Consider the following 16,185-nt stretch of genomic DNA (forward strand, 5'->3'; position numbering starts at 1 on the left):
TTTTTTTTTGATAGGATTATGCTGAAAAAATGTCAGTTTACTTCAATTGGCATAATTTCTGACTACTAGGAAATCGTCAAACTTAATTTAATTAAAATATAGAATAATTATGTCAGTAAACATTAAACCCCTTTCAGACCGCGTTTTAGTGGAGCCGGCTGCAGCCGAAACAACTACAGCTTCAGGAATTATTATTCCGGACACTGCCAAAGAAAAACCACAAAAAGGAATTGTTGTGGCAGTTGGAAATGGTAAAAAAGACCACACCATGACTGTAAAAGTTGGTGATACCGTTTTATATGGAAAATATGCGGGAACAGAATTAAAATTGGAAGGCAAAGATTACCTCATCATGAGAGAGGATGATATTCTAGCAATTGTATAAAAAGTTCTTTTTAAAACAACAAACAAATTTAAATTATTAATAAAAATGGCAAAAGATATAAAATTCGACATTGAAGCTCGCGACGGTTTAAAACGTGGTGTTGATGCATTGGCAAACGCAGTAAAAGTAACATTAGGACCAAAAGGTAGAAATGTAACAATAAGCAAATCATTTGGTGGACCAACCGTAACCAAAGATGGTGTAACGGTTGCCAAAGAAGTTGAATTGAAAGATCCATTGGAAAATATGGGTGCTCAGATGGTGAAAGAAGTTGCTTCTAAAACCAATGATTTAGCCGGAGACGGAACTACTACTGCAACGGTTTTAGCTCAAGCCATCGTGAAAGAAGGTTTAAAAAACGTAGCAGCCGGAGCAAACCCAATGGATTTAAAAAGAGGAATTGACAAAGCTGTAGAAGCAATTGTTGCTGATTTGGGTAAACAAGCGAAAGAAGTAGGAAGTTCTACTGAAAAAATAAAACAAGTAGCTTCTATTTCTGCTAATAATGATGAAGTAATTGGCGAATTAATCGCTACTGCTTTCGGAAAAGTAGGTAAAGAAGGTGTTATCACTGTTGAAGAAGCAAAAGGAACAGATACCTACGTTGATGTAGTAGAAGGAATGCAATTTGACAGAGGTTATTTATCGCCTTACTTTGTAACCAATCCTGAAAAAATGAATGTGGAATTAGAAAATCCATACATTTTATTATATGATAAAAAAGTTTCTTCTTTAAAAGAGTTATTACCTGTTTTAGAACCAGTAGCTCAATCAGGGAAACCATTATTAATTATTGCAGAAGATGTTGACGGAGAAGCTCTTTCAACGTTGGTTGTAAACAAATTACGTGGAGCATTAAAAATTGCTGCTGTAAAAGCACCAGGTTTTGGTGACCGAAGAAAAGCGATGTTGGAAGACATTGCCATCTTAACCGGAGGAACTGTAATTGCGGAAGAAAGTGGTTACACTTTAGAAAACGCTACGTTAGAAATGTTAGGAACAGCTGAAAAAGTTTCTATCGATAAAGACAATACAACTATTGTAAACGGAGCAGGAAATGGTGATTTGATTAAAAATAGAGTGAACCAGATCAAAGCTCAAATGGAAACAACAACTTCTGATTATGACCGTGAGAAATTACAAGAACGTTTGGCTAAATTAGCCGGAGGTGTTGCTGTTCTTTATGTTGGTGCTGCTTCTGAAGTTGAAATGAAAGAGAAAAAAGACAGAGTTGATGATGCTTTACACGCAACTAGAGCTGCTGTTGAAGAAGGAATTGTTGCCGGTGGTGGCGTTGCTTTATTGAGAGCTAAAAACGTTTTAGCCACTTTAAAAGCGGATAATGCAGATGAAGCAACCGGTATTCAAATTGTTTCTCGTGCGGTTGAAGCTCCGTTAAGAACTATTGTTGAAAATGCAGGTTTAGAAGGTTCTGTTGTGGTTGCAAAAGTTGCCGAAGGAAAAGGTGATTTTGGATACAATGCTAAAACTGATGAATATGTTGATATGCTGAAAGCAGGAATCATCGATCCGAAAAAAGTGACTCGTGTTGCTTTAGAAAACGCAGCTTCGGTTGCCGGAATGATTTTAACTACAGAATGTGCTTTAGTAGAAATTAAAGAAGAAAATGCCGGTGGCGGAATGCCAATGGGAGGCGGAATGCCGGGGATGATGTAAAATTATTATTCCTAATATATTAATATCTTTAAAACGTCTCAAAAATGAGACGTTTTTTTTTATATATTTAAATTTTTAAAAATCCCACCAATGGTTTTTTCGATACTAAATACAGTTATGTTATTAGGAGCAATACAAGGCATTATTCTCTCCTTATATATATTTTTAAGTAAAAAACATAAAACTATAAGTAATCTTTTTTTAGCATTATTGATAGTTTCATTTTCTTATAATATTATACAATCTTACCTACTTATAACTGGAATAATTACAAAAGAATATTATTTTAAATATTTTTACATCCCTTTTTCATCAGTATTCATGACCTTATTCTATTTGTATGTAAAATATTATTTATATCATATAGAAAAATTTCAGAAAAAAGATTACCTTTTTTTTATTCCATTTATAAATGACTTTTCTGTAACATTAATTGAAAAAACAGTTTACGGTTTAGGGTTTTATAATGCCATATATATAAAAAAGTTTGACTACATAAAAGTAGTTTTAGAATACTTCAACATCTTTTACTCAATTGCGTTAATAATTTTAAGTATAAAACTTATAAATCGTTATAAAAAACAAACAAAGAAAAATTTTCAGTTAGTTCAAGTACGAAGCATTCGATGGCTAAAAATTTTCAGTTATATTTTTCTAATTATGGGTGTTTATTGGTTAATACCATTTACTATAGAAGTTTTCATTGGTAATAATCTTCAGCATAACTTTTACTATTTTCTTTGGGTTGCACTATCTATATTGATCTATTTATTAGGCCATTTTGGTGTTTTCCATTTTGGTGTTTTCCAAGAACAAAAAAATATCCATAAATTTTCAATAAATAGAGTTGCTACAATTCAAAAAACAGCAAAATCTGAAACATTAAAAAATGATAATTTAATTGAATTTGAAAAATTTATCAAAGAAGAAAGGAATTTTTTAGATGCAAATTTGTCTTTAGAATCTGTTGCCGAAAAATTGAATATCAATAAAAGTTATCTGTCTCGACTTATAAATTCAGATTTAGAAAAAAGCTTTAATGATTATATAAATGAGTTACGAATAGAAGAAGCAAAAACCTATTTAGAACAAACCGAATTTGAAAACTACACCTTACTTGCAATTGGACTTGAAGCTGGTTTTAATTCTAAAACCGCCTTTAATTCTGCTTTTAAAAAATTTACTGGCGTTACTCCATCAGAATATCGAAAAAGCATAAAAACAACACCTTAATTGTTATGAAGAAATTCAGGTGTTGTTTGTTATATTTTAGAAAAAACCGAATAATCTTTAACTAAAAAACTTACTAAAACAAATAAACTCTACTTTCTAATCTTTTATCAATCTAACCGAAAAACCGTCGGTAAGATAACTACTATCGTAAGAAGCTTGAACTAAATCATCATTATTATTATACAAATAACGTGAGTATGAAAAATTTAAAACATCATAAGTACTGCTCCACCACATACCTCGCTCTTCAAAAGAAACAAATGTCCCTGTACTACTACTTCGAGCACCACCAGGCAATGCTGTAAAACCAGTTTCATTAGTTGCTCCTTCATTATAAGTTTTCCAATGTTGTACACCACCTTCTTTTAATTTTCCTCCGGCAATATCATTTCCTCCTAGATAATTTGCAAGTGTTGTCCATTCTGCATCACTTGGCATATGCCAACCGGTTGGAGCAAGTTTATTTAAATCGACGGCATACCAATTGTATAATCGTCCGTAGGTTGCTATTTTTACTGCATCGGTAGTATTATTATAATTGCAATAAGCTCCTGTTGTTAAATCGGTCCATTCTTCATTATCGATAACATGATCAATAGCCGACCCATCGTTATACTTTGTGGTTCTAAGATTTTCTGCCATCCAAGTTTGTGTACCAATAGTAACTGTCTTGTAAATATTCCCATCTTGATCAGTCATTGTTCCATAAGTAATGGATGAATTAAAATTAGCTGTGGTTTTTCCGTTTAAAGAGTCGCTATCTATATCACTACTTGAATCACTGTCACTACTGCATGAATTCAAAAACACAAATAAAACAAACGATATAAATAAATTGAATATTAATTTCATATTTTTTTTCTTTTAAAGGTTATTAAGCAAAAGTAATATCACATAAAAAGACAAAAGGGTTAATTTTTTACTTTTTGAAATAATCCGAACCAATTTTAAATAAAAAAAACGCCTCAAAAAATTGAGACGTTTTTTACAATTCTGCTACTATCTTTTTTTTAATAATTTTACAGTATTAACTTTAACTCAAAGCTAAAATTGTTTTGAAGCATCACATAAAACTCTTAATAGTCCTTCACGATAAATGGAGATAATTTAAGAAAACAATGCTAAATTGACTAAAAAGTTAATCATTAAATAAACTTTTAATTTGAATACCAACAAAAAAAGGTTCGATAGTTATCGAACCTTTTTTAATTAACTAACTCTCCATCTTAAATTATGTATGTGCTAACCTTGGATCATCAAATAAATCATTCACTTGATTTGGGTTCGTATGATCTAAACTACCCAAATCAACACGTTCTATTACTTTGTTTCCTAGTTCGTTTTCGGTATAGGTATTAAAAAAATAAAGCATATTTCCAACTACTTCATAAGTACTTGTTTCGCCATCAGCTTCGTTAGCATCTAGATTATCAGCAATGTATTGATTAACTCCGCTGTATTCAACTTCATTTGTTACTAAATTAATATGATGCACTATCGCACCATCGTATATAGTAATTGAAGTAAAATAATCTGCCCATGTAAAAACATTACTACCTGAAGAAACACAAGTAATCTTTAATCCGTTGGGATGAAGTATAGTTCGGTTTAATCCTAGTCTATCTTTAATATGTTTACCATTAAGGTTTTCATGACTGCCATATAAATAACTGTTATCCGTTTCATCACTTCCCCAAAATTGAATTGTAAAATCATTTGAAAATGTTGAAGCATCAGTATAAGTCACAACGCCATGTGAATTAATCTTAATTGTAACACCCGAAGCAGAAACATATTCGTACAATCCACATTCTTCTGCTGCTGACAATCCATTTCCAACAGAAATTAATTGACATTCTTCTACTTCGGTACTATCGTCATCATTACTACAACTAAATAACATTAAGCAAAAGCAAATACTTATATATTTAAAAAAATAATTTGTTTTCATATTTATTGGTTTAAGTTAATTTTTTACAATTTTTATTGTCTTCGATTGGTTATTCTCTGATTCTAAAACTAGAAAGTACATTCCTTTTGAAATGTTTAGAAGATTTATAGTTTCAATTCCTTCGGAAAAATTTTGTTGATTATAAATTATTTTTCCTAACATATCTACAATTGTTGCTTTTTTGATAATTTGTTCAGATGAAATAGTCAATTTGTCATTAAACGGATTTGGATATACTGAAACTGAATTTAAATCATTATCATCAACACTTAAGTTTCCAATAGTAAACGGATGAACAACGGTTTGTCCTTGATACGTAACTTCCCACTTCCATTCTCCTTGAATTGTAAAGTTATTATTATTCCAATACCAATAAGCACTATTATAATTTTGAGTAAGATTAAAATTCCAACTCTCAAATATTGTATTATCAGGTCTTCTGATTTTAAGGTTTAAAACAGTACCTGCTAATTGATCTCTTAAGAACACTGTAAAATAGACCATTTGTCCAGGATTAAATTGATTGCTTTCGTTAGTAATTTCTGCTTGAGGACAAGCAGGAAAAACTGGAGGTGCAGTATGCGTTAAAGCTGCATTTACATTTGGATTATTATAAGGTTTTTGATTTTGCCATTTTGTTGAAGTGTTTAAACTATTACAATTTCCTGCATAAGGATCGATTAATTGTGTTAATGTAGCATTACTATACACTTCAAAGTGCAAATGTGGTCCGGTTGAATTGCCTGAACTACCAACTATTCCTAAATATTCACCTTCTTCCACAAAATCGCCAATCTGTTTTGTAGTTACAGAACCGTTCTTCATGTGACCATACCAAGCTATACTACCATCGGCATGTTGTATATAAACTGCATTCCAAACATTATTATTAAATTGACAACTTCTGTCAAATTCATCATCTCCTTTATTGATAATTTGACCTGCTGCTGCTGCCACAATTTCAGCTTTATTGTTGTCCATTTGATGCCAAGAAAAAGGCCATAAAAAAATATCAACTCCTGCATGATTATATCCTGCCGCAGTATCGTAGGTTCGCGTTCCACAATTGTAGTCTAACAACTGATTTGGATAAGCCGAATTATGATCTACATAGCCAGAGATTCCCCAAACATCATTATAGGTTACACCTGTTGCTTTTTGAACTGGCCAATTGAATAAAACACTTGATCCACGATTTTCAGAATTATCAGAATATAATAATTTGTTTTCACTTTTTAATTTTTCAATATTAAAGCGAAGTTCTTGCTTAATCAATTCTCTTTGAGTATCTGTCAGACAAGTTGTTTTATTTTCTAATTTGAATTCTCCTCCATTTACTGTTTCCGAAGTTTTTTGAGAAAACAAATTCAAATTAAATAATAAGATTGTACCGATTATAAATGTAATTTTATTATCCATATTCTTTATTTTTTTTAGTTAATTATAATTTTTTTAGATACAATAGTACCTTCTGTTGTTTTCCCTTTTAGTAGATAATTCCCTTTTTGTAAATCATTAACTTCTATAAAATCAATCATTTCAAGTGTCGATTTAACTCTTCTTCCTAAATAATCATAAATCTCAACATTCTTCAACAATTCTGAAAAATGGATTTTATGATTAGATGGATTAGGGTACAAACCAATAGTTGAATTAAATTCAGGAATACCTAAAGCATCACTTTCTAGCTTAACAACATAATAATCATAAAGACCATTTGTGGTTACATTATCTGTTGCAAAAGTACTACCGGCAATAATATAACCACCATCTGTTGTTTGTTGAATTGCACTAGAGCTATCTGCGTTAATTCTACCAACACATTTTTGCCATAATAGATTGCCTAAATCATCAATTTTAACAATCCAAACATCAGCAAAACCATTAGCATTAGCTCCAGAGACATCTCCATTGTTACCATTAACTTCTCCAGTTAACACATAATTACCATCTGATGTTTTTGCTATTGACCGTCCGATATCGCTATAAGAACTACCAAAACATTTTTGCCAAATAATGTTGCCTGATGTATTTATTTTAACCACCCAAATATCCTGACCTCCATTGCTTCCGCTAACATCATTATTATTTGAACCCGCTGTACCCACAAAAATATAATTCCCATCATTTGTAGTAATTATTTTTTGTCCAGAATCTGCAGAAGTTCCACCATAACATTTACTCCACTCAACTGTTCCGCTTGAATTAAGTTTAACAACCAAAACATCATTATTACCATGATTACCAACAGCATTATTATCAACTGAATTTGTATACCCTACAACAATACAACCTCCATCAGCTGTTGTTAGAACATCTCGAATAGCATCTGTTCCTGTTCCTCCTAAACACTTTTGCCATAATAACTCTCCATTCTCGTCAAGTTTTATTACCCAACCATCAGTTACACCGCCAAAATTTCCACTTACATCGTTATTGATAGAAGCTGTAGCACCAACAACATAATACCCATTATCAGAAGCTTGTTTAACGCCATAAGCCCATTCATAGGAAGTTCCTCCATAACACTTTTGCCAAAGTATGGTTCCTGTGGCATTAAATTTTACAACCCAAAAATCATTACTCCCATTTCCTCCGCTTACATCATTATTATTCGATGAAGCTGAACCTGCAAAGACATAATTTCCATCATTCGTAGAAATAATTGAAAAACCTTGCTCTGATCCTGTTCCTCCAAAACATTTTTGCCAAAGTAAATCTCCTGAGCTATCCAATTTTATCAACCAAGCATCATCACTAGTGCTGTGATTACCGCTAACGTCTATATTATTTGAAGGCGTTTGTCCAATAACAAAAAAACCATTATCAGAAGTTTGTAGAACTGCATTGGCATATTCTGAAGCTGTTCCTCCAAAATTGTTTTGCCATTCTATGTTTGGAGCTTGAGCATTTGTATTTAAAGTAAAACACAATGTGAAAATAGTAAGTAATAATTTTTTCATAATTAGTTTGATTAAAATTGACATTACAAATCAAACTTTTATAAAATAAAAAAGATACCAAATATTTACATTTTCAAAATATCCGAACATGTTTACTATTCAGAAATTAATTCAGGTTCTTATTTTTTTACTATGGCTTTGTCCAATCAAAATTAGTGATATAAGTTAGCCTAACTGTTGGACTACTTTCTAAAAGTGTGTTGGAAAAATTCCAAATATGTTGATGAATGTAATTGAGTTGAATTTGATGGTTTTTATTAAAATTATAGCCCAAACCACCTATGATTCGATTCTGATTTAAGAATGTTTTACCCGCATTAGAACCTATATTCAGAAAAATTTCATCTCCTAAAACTGCAAATAATTTTGTAGATTCTTCCTTTTTCAACAATGGATAATTTAATAAAATCATATACCGCAGTCTGTTTCTGTAATCGTAATCATCAATAGAATATTCTCCATCATTATTTAACTTAGCAATACCAACAAATCGAAACTCATCTCGCAAACGATGGGTAATTTTTAAATCCTTTTTAGTGTGCAGAAAAGTTCCTTGAATCCAAACATGATCCTCGGGAATACTAGTTCTATTCATGGCCGGATTTCCATATGAATAGGTATTGTAATGACTGTAGCCAATTGTTCCCATAAACCGCTTAGTGAACTGATAATCTACCGATGGACGCACAAAATATTGTTGCTTCTCTGAAACCCCATTAGCATAACGCATCGTTGCTTCAAAAGAAAACGATAATTTACTTGAAACCATGTTTTTACCATAATAATGAAACCAAACATTCGTATTTGCTGATTCTTCTTGTGCCTGAATTTTTTGAATTCCAATAAATACAATTATTAAAAAACAAAGTAAAAGTGGTTTAATTAACTTCTTCATATTTAACAATTTTAAATAATTAAACAGAGAACTAAAAATAGTTCAAAATATATTCTTACAACCAAATGATAAAAAAAATTCCGATAACGATATCGGAACTTTTAAATTTATTGTTTTCTTTCAAACTGACAACAGCTATGTAAATCATTATAAGCTTCATCTGTTGCTTTTATTTTTTCTGTATCGTGACCAACTTTTGCAACTGCTTCATGAACTTGATCTATCGTTGTTTTATTTTCATCCAAAACTAAATGCAAATCTTGATGATCAATGTGCCAAACGGCAGACTTTACACCTTTTACAGACAAGGCAGCTTTTTCGATACGTTTTTTACACATATCACAATTACCATTTACTTCGATGTCATATTTCGCATTTTTGTTCTTCTTTTCTTGAGCTTGAACTGAAATTCCCATTAAAGAAATCATCAGTACTAAAATTAACTTTTTCATTTTATTATTGTTTTTTGTTATTGATTTTGATTTTTTTAATTGTATTTGTTACTGAATTTTAAAACGTAAACCTGTGTAAAACATTGCTCCAAAAACCGGAGCATACACCATTGAACTATCAAAATATGAGCCAAAAGGATCATTACTTCCTAAAATCGCATTTTCTTGTTGATAATTTCCAAGGTTTTCTGCACCAAGATAAATTTCAAATGTTTTCGAAAATGTTCTGGTAATTTGAGCATTCATCACCGAAAACGGGTTGGTAAACTCCTGCAAACGATATTCTTCCGGATTCGACTGTGTTCTTGGCAAACGTTGTTTCCCTAACCAATTGTAGGTGAAATCAAATTTCCATTGTTGTCCTTTTTCCTTGACGTGCGTTTCATAAGCGATGTTTGTAAAAAAACGATGTTTAGCTTGCAAAGGTCTTTCTACTAAACCAATTGTATAATCAGTTTGCACATCATAATATTTGTAGGCTGTTCTTACATTGAAATGAGTTGAAATTTCATAACTCAAATCCACTTGTAAACTATTAGCAAATGATTTTCCGTCAAGGTTATAAAAAAGTACTTCTTGCGGACTAAAATCAACATCTACAATGGCTTGATTTTGAAAATCGGTTCGGTAAAAATCAACTGAAAATTCGGCTTCTTTTCCAAATATTTTAAATCCTTGTAAATAACTCACACCATAATTCCAAGCAATTTCTGCATCCAAACCATAAATTTCTCCGCCTGTATCTAAAATTTGAAATTGACGTGATGAAGCAAAAAGTTGTTGATTTTCTGCAAAAATATTGGCACTTCTTTTTCCTCTTCCGGCAGAAATTCTGAAAGTGGTTTTTTCAAAAGGTTTGTATCGTAAATGTGCTCTTGGCGTCACAAAAACTCCTAAACGATTGTGGTAATCAATTCGACCGCCCAAAACATAACTCAAATCGTCATCATTGCAATACGTATATTCAAAAAACGCACCAACCGAATTGTCAATTCTGCTGAAATCGGAGACATTCACCACTTCATCAAACTGATCGTAAGTAAAATTTAAACCGGTTGCAAATTTGTGTAACGTATTGCTTATAATCGAATTATAAATCAAATTAGAATAAAAACTTCGTTGCGTAATATCATATTGATTTAAACCGAAATATGAATTTTGTTTATGGTAATTGAATGCATTTTGAAACCCAAAACTTCGCCACGGAACTTCGGTTGAAACCCGACCTATTTTTGAAGAAATATCTAACTTTTCTGTATTGATTTCTGAACCCCAAAAATTGGTTGTTCCTCTATCTCTATCGGGATCAAAATCAACTTGACCGGTTTGTTTTTCATCATTCATATACCGAAAATTGATAAAACTCACCCAGCCATTCTCCGCATCGGTATATTGCCAACGGTTTATCATATTGATTTGTTGACCAATTGGATTATCCAAAAAACTATCGTCGTTCATATCGTTCTTTGAAACTCTGGCATTTCCGTGAAGGAACAAACTGGTTGCCCATTTATCGTTCAATTTTTTATTAAAATGCGTATTCAATTCAAATCGCGAATCAGTTGAACCATACGCATTCAAAAAGAACGGAATATCATCTTGTGGTTTGATCATTTCATAATTGATTTGACCCGATATACTTTCAAATCCATTAACCACAGAACCTGCTCCTTTAGTAATTTGAATGCTTTCAACCCAAGTTCCCGGAACAAAAGATAGTCCATACGCTTGCGAAGCACCACGAATAGCCGGAATATTTTCTTCTGTCATCAAAATGTATGGACTTGTTAATCCCAACATTCTAATTTGACGACTTCCGGAAACTGCATCCGAAAAATTGACGTCAATCGACGGATTGGTTTCAAAACTTTCGGATAAATTACAACAAGCTGCTTTGAGCAATTCCTTACTTGTCATCGTTTGCACGTTGGCCGCAGCCATATAATTCTTTTGAAGAGATTTTCTGACTTTGGTCAACGTAACTTCATCTAAAGTAGTGTCAAATTCTAAATTTTGAGTAATTGATTTAGGTTCAGTAATCGTTAAGGTAACCGTTTTAAAACCTACATAACTAATTACCAAAACCGAATTTTCGGCAGTAAAAGGAATCGAAAAATTTCCTTTATCATCGGAAACAGCTCCGATTTCTGTATTTTGCCAATAAACATTGGCTCCCGAAAGAGGCTGATTATTATCGAAAGTAATTTTTCCTGTTACATTTTCTTGTGAAAAAAGCATCGAAGAAAACAATAAAAATAATGAAATTAAAAGTTGTTTTTTCATTAAAAATGATTTTAAATTAAACGTAATTTTTTCACTAAAGTGAAATTCAGTTTAATCTAAAATCAGGCGTAAAAAACAAATTGAGAATACAATTGATAGAGTGGCGGAGCATTCGCATCACAATAATAATCAAACAATTGCTCGTTGATTAACTCTACTCTATTGGTATAAAATGAAAATTCTACTGTTGGTAAAACCGAAACATAATCGAAGTCAAATTGCAGTTGCTTGATCACTACATCATCAAAATCGGCTTGAATTGTTTCATCGGAACAACAACCGTCATGGCTGTCTGAAGAAGCTGTACAACACGCTTTTTCTTCCGGATGAATTTCCATTTCACAAGGTTCTTCGTTAGAAAAAACAGAAGAAACAGAAGCAATCGTATCACCACAATAATGCACATTAAAAGCCAATCCGCTGGAAGAAATCAGCAGATAAAAAGCCATAATTATACTCGTGCACTTTTTGAAATTCATACTGCAAAGGTAATTTTTTTTGATTACCAGCTTCAAAAAAATCTGTTAATTGAATTAAATTTCAACCACTTGACCCAAAAGTGGAACAGTTGCTTCAAATCCATATGTATCAAAAATCTTTGTTCGTAAAGTGTCTGCAGCTTCATTTTCACCGTGAACTAAAAATATTTTTTGAGGTTTTTGTTTTAATTCGCTCAACCAATTAAGTAAGTCTTGTTGGTCGCCGTGTGCGGATAGTCCTTCTACCAACACTACTTCAGCTTCAACCGGATAATATTTTCCGTAAAATTTAACTTCTTTGGCTCCTTCTACTAATTTTCTTCCGCGAGTTCCTTCGGCCTGGTACCCAACCAGCATTACGGTATTTTCGGGTTTAACAATATAGCGTTCCAAATAAGACAAAACTCGTCCGCCGGTTATCATTCCGCTTGCTGCAATAACCACTTTTGGTCTTTTGTCATAAATGGCATTGATGGTTTCTTCAAAATCGGAAATCATCGAAAACATACTGCACATTTCCTCACATTGATTTGGATTTAATTTGTGCCATTTCGGATTATCATTAAAAACATCCAACACTTTTATACCCATCGGCGTATCGATAATATATGGAATATCCGGAATTCTATTTTGCATACGCAATTGCCAAAGAAGAAACATAATTGTTTGTGCTCGTTCAACGGCAAAACTTGGAATCACCACATTTCCACCACGGTTGATGGTTGTGTTAATAATCATTTCCAAATCCAACAGCACATCATATTGTGGATGAAGACGATTGCCGTAAGTGCTTTCTAAAAACACATAATCGGCTTTTTGCGGTTTTTTGGGCGGATACATGAGCACATCATCATCTTGACCTACATCGCCGGAAAAAACTAAAACTTTTTCATTTATATTTAATTGGATTGAACAAGCTCCTAAAATATGTCCGGATTGAAAAAAGGTAAACCAACTTTCGTCTGTTAAACGAATTTCAATATCTTTTTCAACCACTTTAAAAAAAGATGTTACTCGTTCGGCATCAGCTACAGTATATAAAGGTTCGGCCGGATTGTGTTTGGAAAAATGTTCTTGATTTGCTTTGGATGCTTCCTCTTCCTGAATTTTTGCACTATCGGCAAGGATAAGTTTAGCGATTTGTTTGGTTGGAGCAGTACAAAATATTTTTCCTTTAAATCCATTTTTTACCAATAACGGCAACCAACCGCAATGATCTAGATGACCGTGTGTTAGCAAAACAAAATCAATTGTAGAAGGTTCGATTGCCAACGGTTGCCAGTTTAAATCGCGTAATGATTTGATTCCTTGAAACAGACCACAATCAATTAGAATGCGGGTTTCATTATGTTCGATCACTGTTTTTGATCCTGTCACGGTTCCTGTTCCTCCTAAAAAATGAATTTTCATGATTTTAATGAATTACATTACACAATTGATTTGCTTCTTTTAGAATATTTTTGATTCTGTTTTTACTCAACCCGATTTTTGAAAGCCATTCCGATTTATTAATCAAATCTTTCACGGTGATGAGTTCTTGCATTAATAATTTATCTTTTTCAAGTTGCGTTAAAGTTGTCAAGCAAGTCACAGGATAAATTTGAGCAACATCTATTTTGTTTCGTAAACTGTTGCCTTTTGGATAATCCCAACTTAACAAATTCAAGTTTGAACAAATTGAAAATTTTATGGCATCATCGGTAAATCGATTATTGGTTACAATCCAACAATGATTTATTTGATAATTTGATCCGAAAACCGAAAAATCTTTCTCTTTTAAATCATTAAATCGAGACAAAATGTAGAGTGGTACTTTCACATCGGATTTGGCGTCTTGGTTTCCATGAAATTTGCATTCAATCATTGAAACTACATTTTCTTTTTTGAGCAAAACATCAACTTCATGCGAAATGCATTTTCCGTCTAAAATCAAATTGGTTTGTGTTTGAAATCCTTCTATCTCAAATAATCTTGCGATAAATTTTTCAAAGTAAAAACCTGCGGGACCAAGAGCTTGAACAGCCGATCTCAAATTATAACGAGCCGCATGAGCATTGGAAAAATTTTTAAGTAATTGAAAAGCGAGTTTATAAATTTTTTTGGTTGGAATTCCTTCATATAATTGCTTATCAATTTCATGCATCACTTGAAATACAGCATTTTCATCAGCTCCTGATTTTCGCAAAGAATATTGAAGTTTTTCTTTATCGAATAAAACTAGTTCGCCTGAAAATTTGGTGACTTTCATAACGCTAAAATTTATACTATAAAGTTACGAAAAAACGATTTAAGAATGCTTTTTTTGAATATAAAATGCAGGTACAAAAAGTACTAAAAATAAAGGTTGAACGATGAATCTTCGGACATAGAAAAGTATGAAATTACTTTTTTCATCAAAAAACAAAACAATACCAAAAAACATCAAAATCAGAATTAAAAATAATACCAAATAAAGTACCGAAGCAAATTTGGTAAGTGATATATCTTTAAACAAAAAATAAATCACAGCAATTGACAGAGAAGCATTCAAAACATAGCGAAAAAGTAGACTAAAAAAAAGTCCTATTCCATTAAAACTGGGAAAAGACAAATTGAGGTAGTCGTTTTTAAAATACTTTAAAAAAGGATCATAAAACAATGTTTCTTCAAAAAAACGAATGAATGCTAAAGTAAGTACACACAATGCAACCAAAAGAAAATCAACTATTTTAGGCTTTTTTTTGTATTGCATAAACTGAAAATTTACTTACCCAAATAACCCATAATAAAAATACAACTCCATAAATAAACAACGGAAAAACTACACCGTGCAAAAGGTGTTCATGTTGCGGATAATGATATAAAGCAATAGCAATTAATGCTATTCTAATTACATTAAGCAAATAAATAAGAATTGAACCCGCCAAAACGAACATTACTGTTCTTTTCCAAGTTCCTTTAAATGCAATTACAAAAGCGATAAAAAGAATAATTACACTTATGGCATTACAGCCTTCCACTACTCTGGCTACATTTTTTCCTTCTACAAAAAGCATGTTCGAATTTTGTTTAGGATGAGGCTCTACATGCGAGTTATAATTAAAAAGTTCAATCGTTTGTTGCGTTTGAACACTAACAATTTCGGTAATTGTATCTACTTTTAAGGGAGAACTATCAAACGAATTCAAATAAATTTGATATAAAAACGTTAAAATAAGGTAACTCAAGAAGAATTTTAATAAAAAAATTAGAAATGGCTTATATTGAATGATGTACTTTTTCAAAACGTAATTTTTAACAAAAATATATAAATTAATGCAGTTTTGAAGTTTTAACTTTGTAAAAAATTTAACCTATGAATTTGGACGCCCTAAAACCAAAAGTAAGTGAAATTTCAACGTTGTTTGACCTTTCACGAGAAGAAAAACTACAAAAAATTTGTCAGTTACTTCATGACGAAGTGGATTATTATAATTGGGTCGGATTTTATTTTGCCAATCACGAAGCCCAAACGCTACATTTAGGACCCTATGTTGGTGCAGAAACTGATCATACCGTTATTCCGTTTGGAAAAGGAATTTGCGGACAAGTCGCTGTTTCTAACAAAAATTTTGTTGTACCGGATGTTTCTGCCCAAGACAATTATATCGCTTGTAGTTTTACCGTAAAGTCTGAAATTGTCGTTCCGCTTTTTGTAAACGGAAAAAACATTGGTCAAATCGATATCGACAGTCATGTGCTGGATCCGTTCACTAAAAAAGATGAAAAATTTCTGGAATTTGTAAACGAGGAAGTTGCAAAGTTGTTTTAGAAAAACTTGTCCATTAAAAAAATAAAATTACCTTTGCAACCGAATTAGGAAACGCCTACTTCATACATAATAATCAT

The 16,185-nt window shown here is 32.0% G+C and carries 16 protein-coding genes; 4 read left to right on the forward strand and 12 right to left on the reverse strand.

Translation table 11 applies throughout. From position 1 onward, the window contains the following. Window positions 1-109 precede the first annotated feature (109 nt). The 3 genes from AC23MC_RS00710 to AC23MC_RS00720 all read left to right on the forward strand — a co-directional run bounded on the left by AC23MC_RS00710 (window position 110) and on the right by AC23MC_RS00720 (window position 3,295). Window positions 110-385 carry a co-chaperone GroES gene (locus AC23MC_RS00710; protein ID WP_188360561.1) on the forward strand — a complete coding sequence of 92 codons (276 nt, stop codon included), beginning with the start codon at window positions 110-112 and terminating at the stop codon, window positions 383-385. 45 nt (window positions 386-430) lie between these two features. After that, window positions 431-2,062, forward strand: coding sequence for a chaperonin GroEL (gene groL / locus AC23MC_RS00715; RefSeq protein WP_487566464.1), 1,632 nt, complete (start codon window positions 431-433; stop codon window positions 2,060-2,062). 90 nt (window positions 2,063-2,152) lie between these two features. Further along, window positions 2,153-3,295 carry a helix-turn-helix domain-containing protein gene (locus AC23MC_RS00720; RefSeq protein WP_487566463.1) on the forward strand — a complete coding sequence of 381 codons (1,143 nt, stop codon included), beginning with the start codon at window positions 2,153-2,155 and terminating at the stop codon, window positions 3,293-3,295. Between the two features lie 96 nt (window positions 3,296-3,391). Here the strand turns inward: AC23MC_RS00720 and AC23MC_RS00725 are convergent, their stop codons facing one another. From AC23MC_RS00725 to xrtF, 12 genes are all read right to left on the reverse strand, one after another. Further along, window positions 3,392-4,147, reverse strand: a complete 756-nt coding sequence (locus AC23MC_RS00725) for a fibrobacter succinogenes major paralogous domain-containing protein (RefSeq protein ID WP_487566462.1) — start codon at window positions 4,145-4,147, stop codon at window positions 3,392-3,394. Window positions 4,148-4,526: 379 nt separating this feature from the next. Then, window positions 4,527-5,246 (reverse strand): hypothetical protein, encoded by a 720-nt coding sequence (locus AC23MC_RS00730; protein ID WP_487566461.1) that lies wholly within the window; start codon window positions 5,244-5,246, stop codon window positions 4,527-4,529. Window positions 5,247-5,261: 15 nt separating this feature from the next. Beyond that, window positions 5,262-6,665 (reverse strand): peptidoglycan DD-metalloendopeptidase family protein, encoded by a 1,404-nt coding sequence (locus AC23MC_RS00735; protein WP_487566460.1) that lies wholly within the window; start codon window positions 6,663-6,665, stop codon window positions 5,262-5,264. Between the two features lie 14 nt (window positions 6,666-6,679). After that, window positions 6,680-8,209 carry a T9SS type A sorting domain-containing protein gene (locus tag AC23MC_RS00740; RefSeq protein ID WP_487566459.1) on the reverse strand — a complete coding sequence of 510 codons (1,530 nt, stop codon included), beginning with the start codon at window positions 8,207-8,209 and terminating at the stop codon, window positions 6,680-6,682. A gap of 130 nt (window positions 8,210-8,339) precedes the next feature. Next, window positions 8,340-9,104: a DUF2490 domain-containing protein gene (locus tag AC23MC_RS00745; RefSeq protein ID WP_487566458.1), complete on the reverse strand. Its 765-nt coding sequence runs from the start codon at window positions 9,102-9,104 to the stop codon at window positions 8,340-8,342. Between the two features lie 107 nt (window positions 9,105-9,211). After that, a complete protein-coding gene (locus tag AC23MC_RS00750) occupies window positions 9,212-9,556 on the reverse strand; it encodes a heavy-metal-associated domain-containing protein (protein ID WP_487566457.1) in 345 nt (114 codons plus the stop codon). A gap of 48 nt (window positions 9,557-9,604) precedes the next feature. After that, on the reverse strand, window positions 9,605-11,839 hold the full coding sequence (locus AC23MC_RS00755; RefSeq protein ID WP_487566456.1) for a TonB-dependent receptor: 2,235 nt from the start codon (window positions 11,837-11,839) through the stop codon (window positions 9,605-9,607). Window positions 11,840-11,901: 62 nt separating this feature from the next. Then, window positions 11,902-12,318: an HYC_CC_PP family protein gene (locus tag AC23MC_RS00760; protein WP_487566455.1), complete on the reverse strand. Its 417-nt coding sequence runs from the start codon at window positions 12,316-12,318 to the stop codon at window positions 11,902-11,904. Window positions 12,319-12,372: 54 nt separating this feature from the next. Next, window positions 12,373-13,728 carry an MBL fold metallo-hydrolase RNA specificity domain-containing protein gene (locus AC23MC_RS00765; RefSeq protein WP_487566454.1) on the reverse strand — a complete coding sequence of 452 codons (1,356 nt, stop codon included), beginning with the start codon at window positions 13,726-13,728 and terminating at the stop codon, window positions 12,373-12,375. A 4-nt stretch (window positions 13,729-13,732) separates the two neighbouring features. Next, window positions 13,733-14,566, reverse strand: coding sequence for a restriction endonuclease (locus AC23MC_RS00770; protein WP_487566453.1), 834 nt, complete (start codon window positions 14,564-14,566; stop codon window positions 13,733-13,735). Window positions 14,567-14,605: 39 nt separating this feature from the next. After that, window positions 14,606-15,049, reverse strand: coding sequence for an exosortase F system-associated membrane protein (locus tag AC23MC_RS00775; protein WP_487566452.1), 444 nt, complete (start codon window positions 15,047-15,049; stop codon window positions 14,606-14,608). Continuing rightward, entirely contained in the window at window positions 15,027-15,581 is a 555-nt protein-coding gene (gene xrtF, locus AC23MC_RS00780; RefSeq protein ID WP_487566451.1) for an exosortase family protein XrtF, read from the reverse strand. Before xrtF ends, AC23MC_RS00775 begins: the two co-directional genes overlap by 23 nt. Window positions 15,582-15,652: 71 nt before the next feature. On the opposite strand from xrtF, the gene AC23MC_RS00785 reads away from it, so the two are divergent. Continuing rightward, window positions 15,653-16,108 carry a GAF domain-containing protein gene (locus AC23MC_RS00785; protein WP_487566450.1) on the forward strand — a complete coding sequence of 152 codons (456 nt, stop codon included), beginning with the start codon at window positions 15,653-15,655 and terminating at the stop codon, window positions 16,106-16,108. Window positions 16,109-16,185: the final 77 nt, after the last annotated feature.

Source organism: Flavobacterium sp. T50_26 (assembly GCF_057652995.1).

Excerpts from the sequence above, each read along its gene's own strand:
- AC23MC_RS00710 (WP_188360561.1), top strand. The coding sequence starts at position 110 with ATGTCAGTAAACATTAAACCCCTTTCAGACCGCGTTTTAGTGGAGCCG.
- groL (WP_487566464.1), top strand. The coding sequence starts at position 431 with ATGGCAAAAGATATAAAATTCGACATTGAAGCTCGCGACGGTTTAAAA.
- AC23MC_RS00720 (WP_487566463.1), top strand. The coding sequence starts at position 2,153 with ATGGTTTTTTCGATACTAAATACAGTTATGTTATTAGGAGCAATACAA.
- AC23MC_RS00725 (WP_487566462.1), bottom strand. The coding sequence starts at position 4,147 with ATGAAATTAATATTCAATTTATTTATATCGTTTGTTTTATTTGTGTTT.
- AC23MC_RS00730 (WP_487566461.1), bottom strand. The coding sequence starts at position 5,246 with ATGAAAACAAATTATTTTTTTAAATATATAAGTATTTGCTTTTGCTTA.
- AC23MC_RS00735 (WP_487566460.1), bottom strand. The coding sequence starts at position 6,665 with ATGGATAATAAAATTACATTTATAATCGGTACAATCTTATTATTTAAT.
- AC23MC_RS00740 (WP_487566459.1), bottom strand. The coding sequence starts at position 8,209 with ATGAAAAAATTATTACTTACTATTTTCACATTGTGTTTTACTTTAAAT.
- AC23MC_RS00745 (WP_487566458.1), bottom strand. The coding sequence starts at position 9,104 with ATGAAGAAGTTAATTAAACCACTTTTACTTTGTTTTTTAATAATTGTA.
- AC23MC_RS00750 (WP_487566457.1), bottom strand. The coding sequence starts at position 9,556 with ATGAAAAAGTTAATTTTAGTACTGATGATTTCTTTAATGGGAATTTCA.
- AC23MC_RS00755 (WP_487566456.1), bottom strand. The coding sequence starts at position 11,839 with ATGAAAAAACAACTTTTAATTTCATTATTTTTATTGTTTTCTTCGATG.
- AC23MC_RS00760 (WP_487566455.1), bottom strand. The coding sequence starts at position 12,318 with ATGAATTTCAAAAAGTGCACGAGTATAATTATGGCTTTTTATCTGCTG.
- AC23MC_RS00765 (WP_487566454.1), bottom strand. The coding sequence starts at position 13,728 with ATGAAAATTCATTTTTTAGGAGGAACAGGAACCGTGACAGGATCAAAA.
- AC23MC_RS00770 (WP_487566453.1), bottom strand. The coding sequence starts at position 14,566 with ATGAAAGTCACCAAATTTTCAGGCGAACTAGTTTTATTCGATAAAGAA.
- AC23MC_RS00775 (WP_487566452.1), bottom strand. The coding sequence starts at position 15,049 with ATGCAATACAAAAAAAAGCCTAAAATAGTTGATTTTCTTTTGGTTGCA.
- AC23MC_RS00785 (WP_487566450.1), top strand. The coding sequence starts at position 15,653 with ATGAATTTGGACGCCCTAAAACCAAAAGTAAGTGAAATTTCAACGTTG.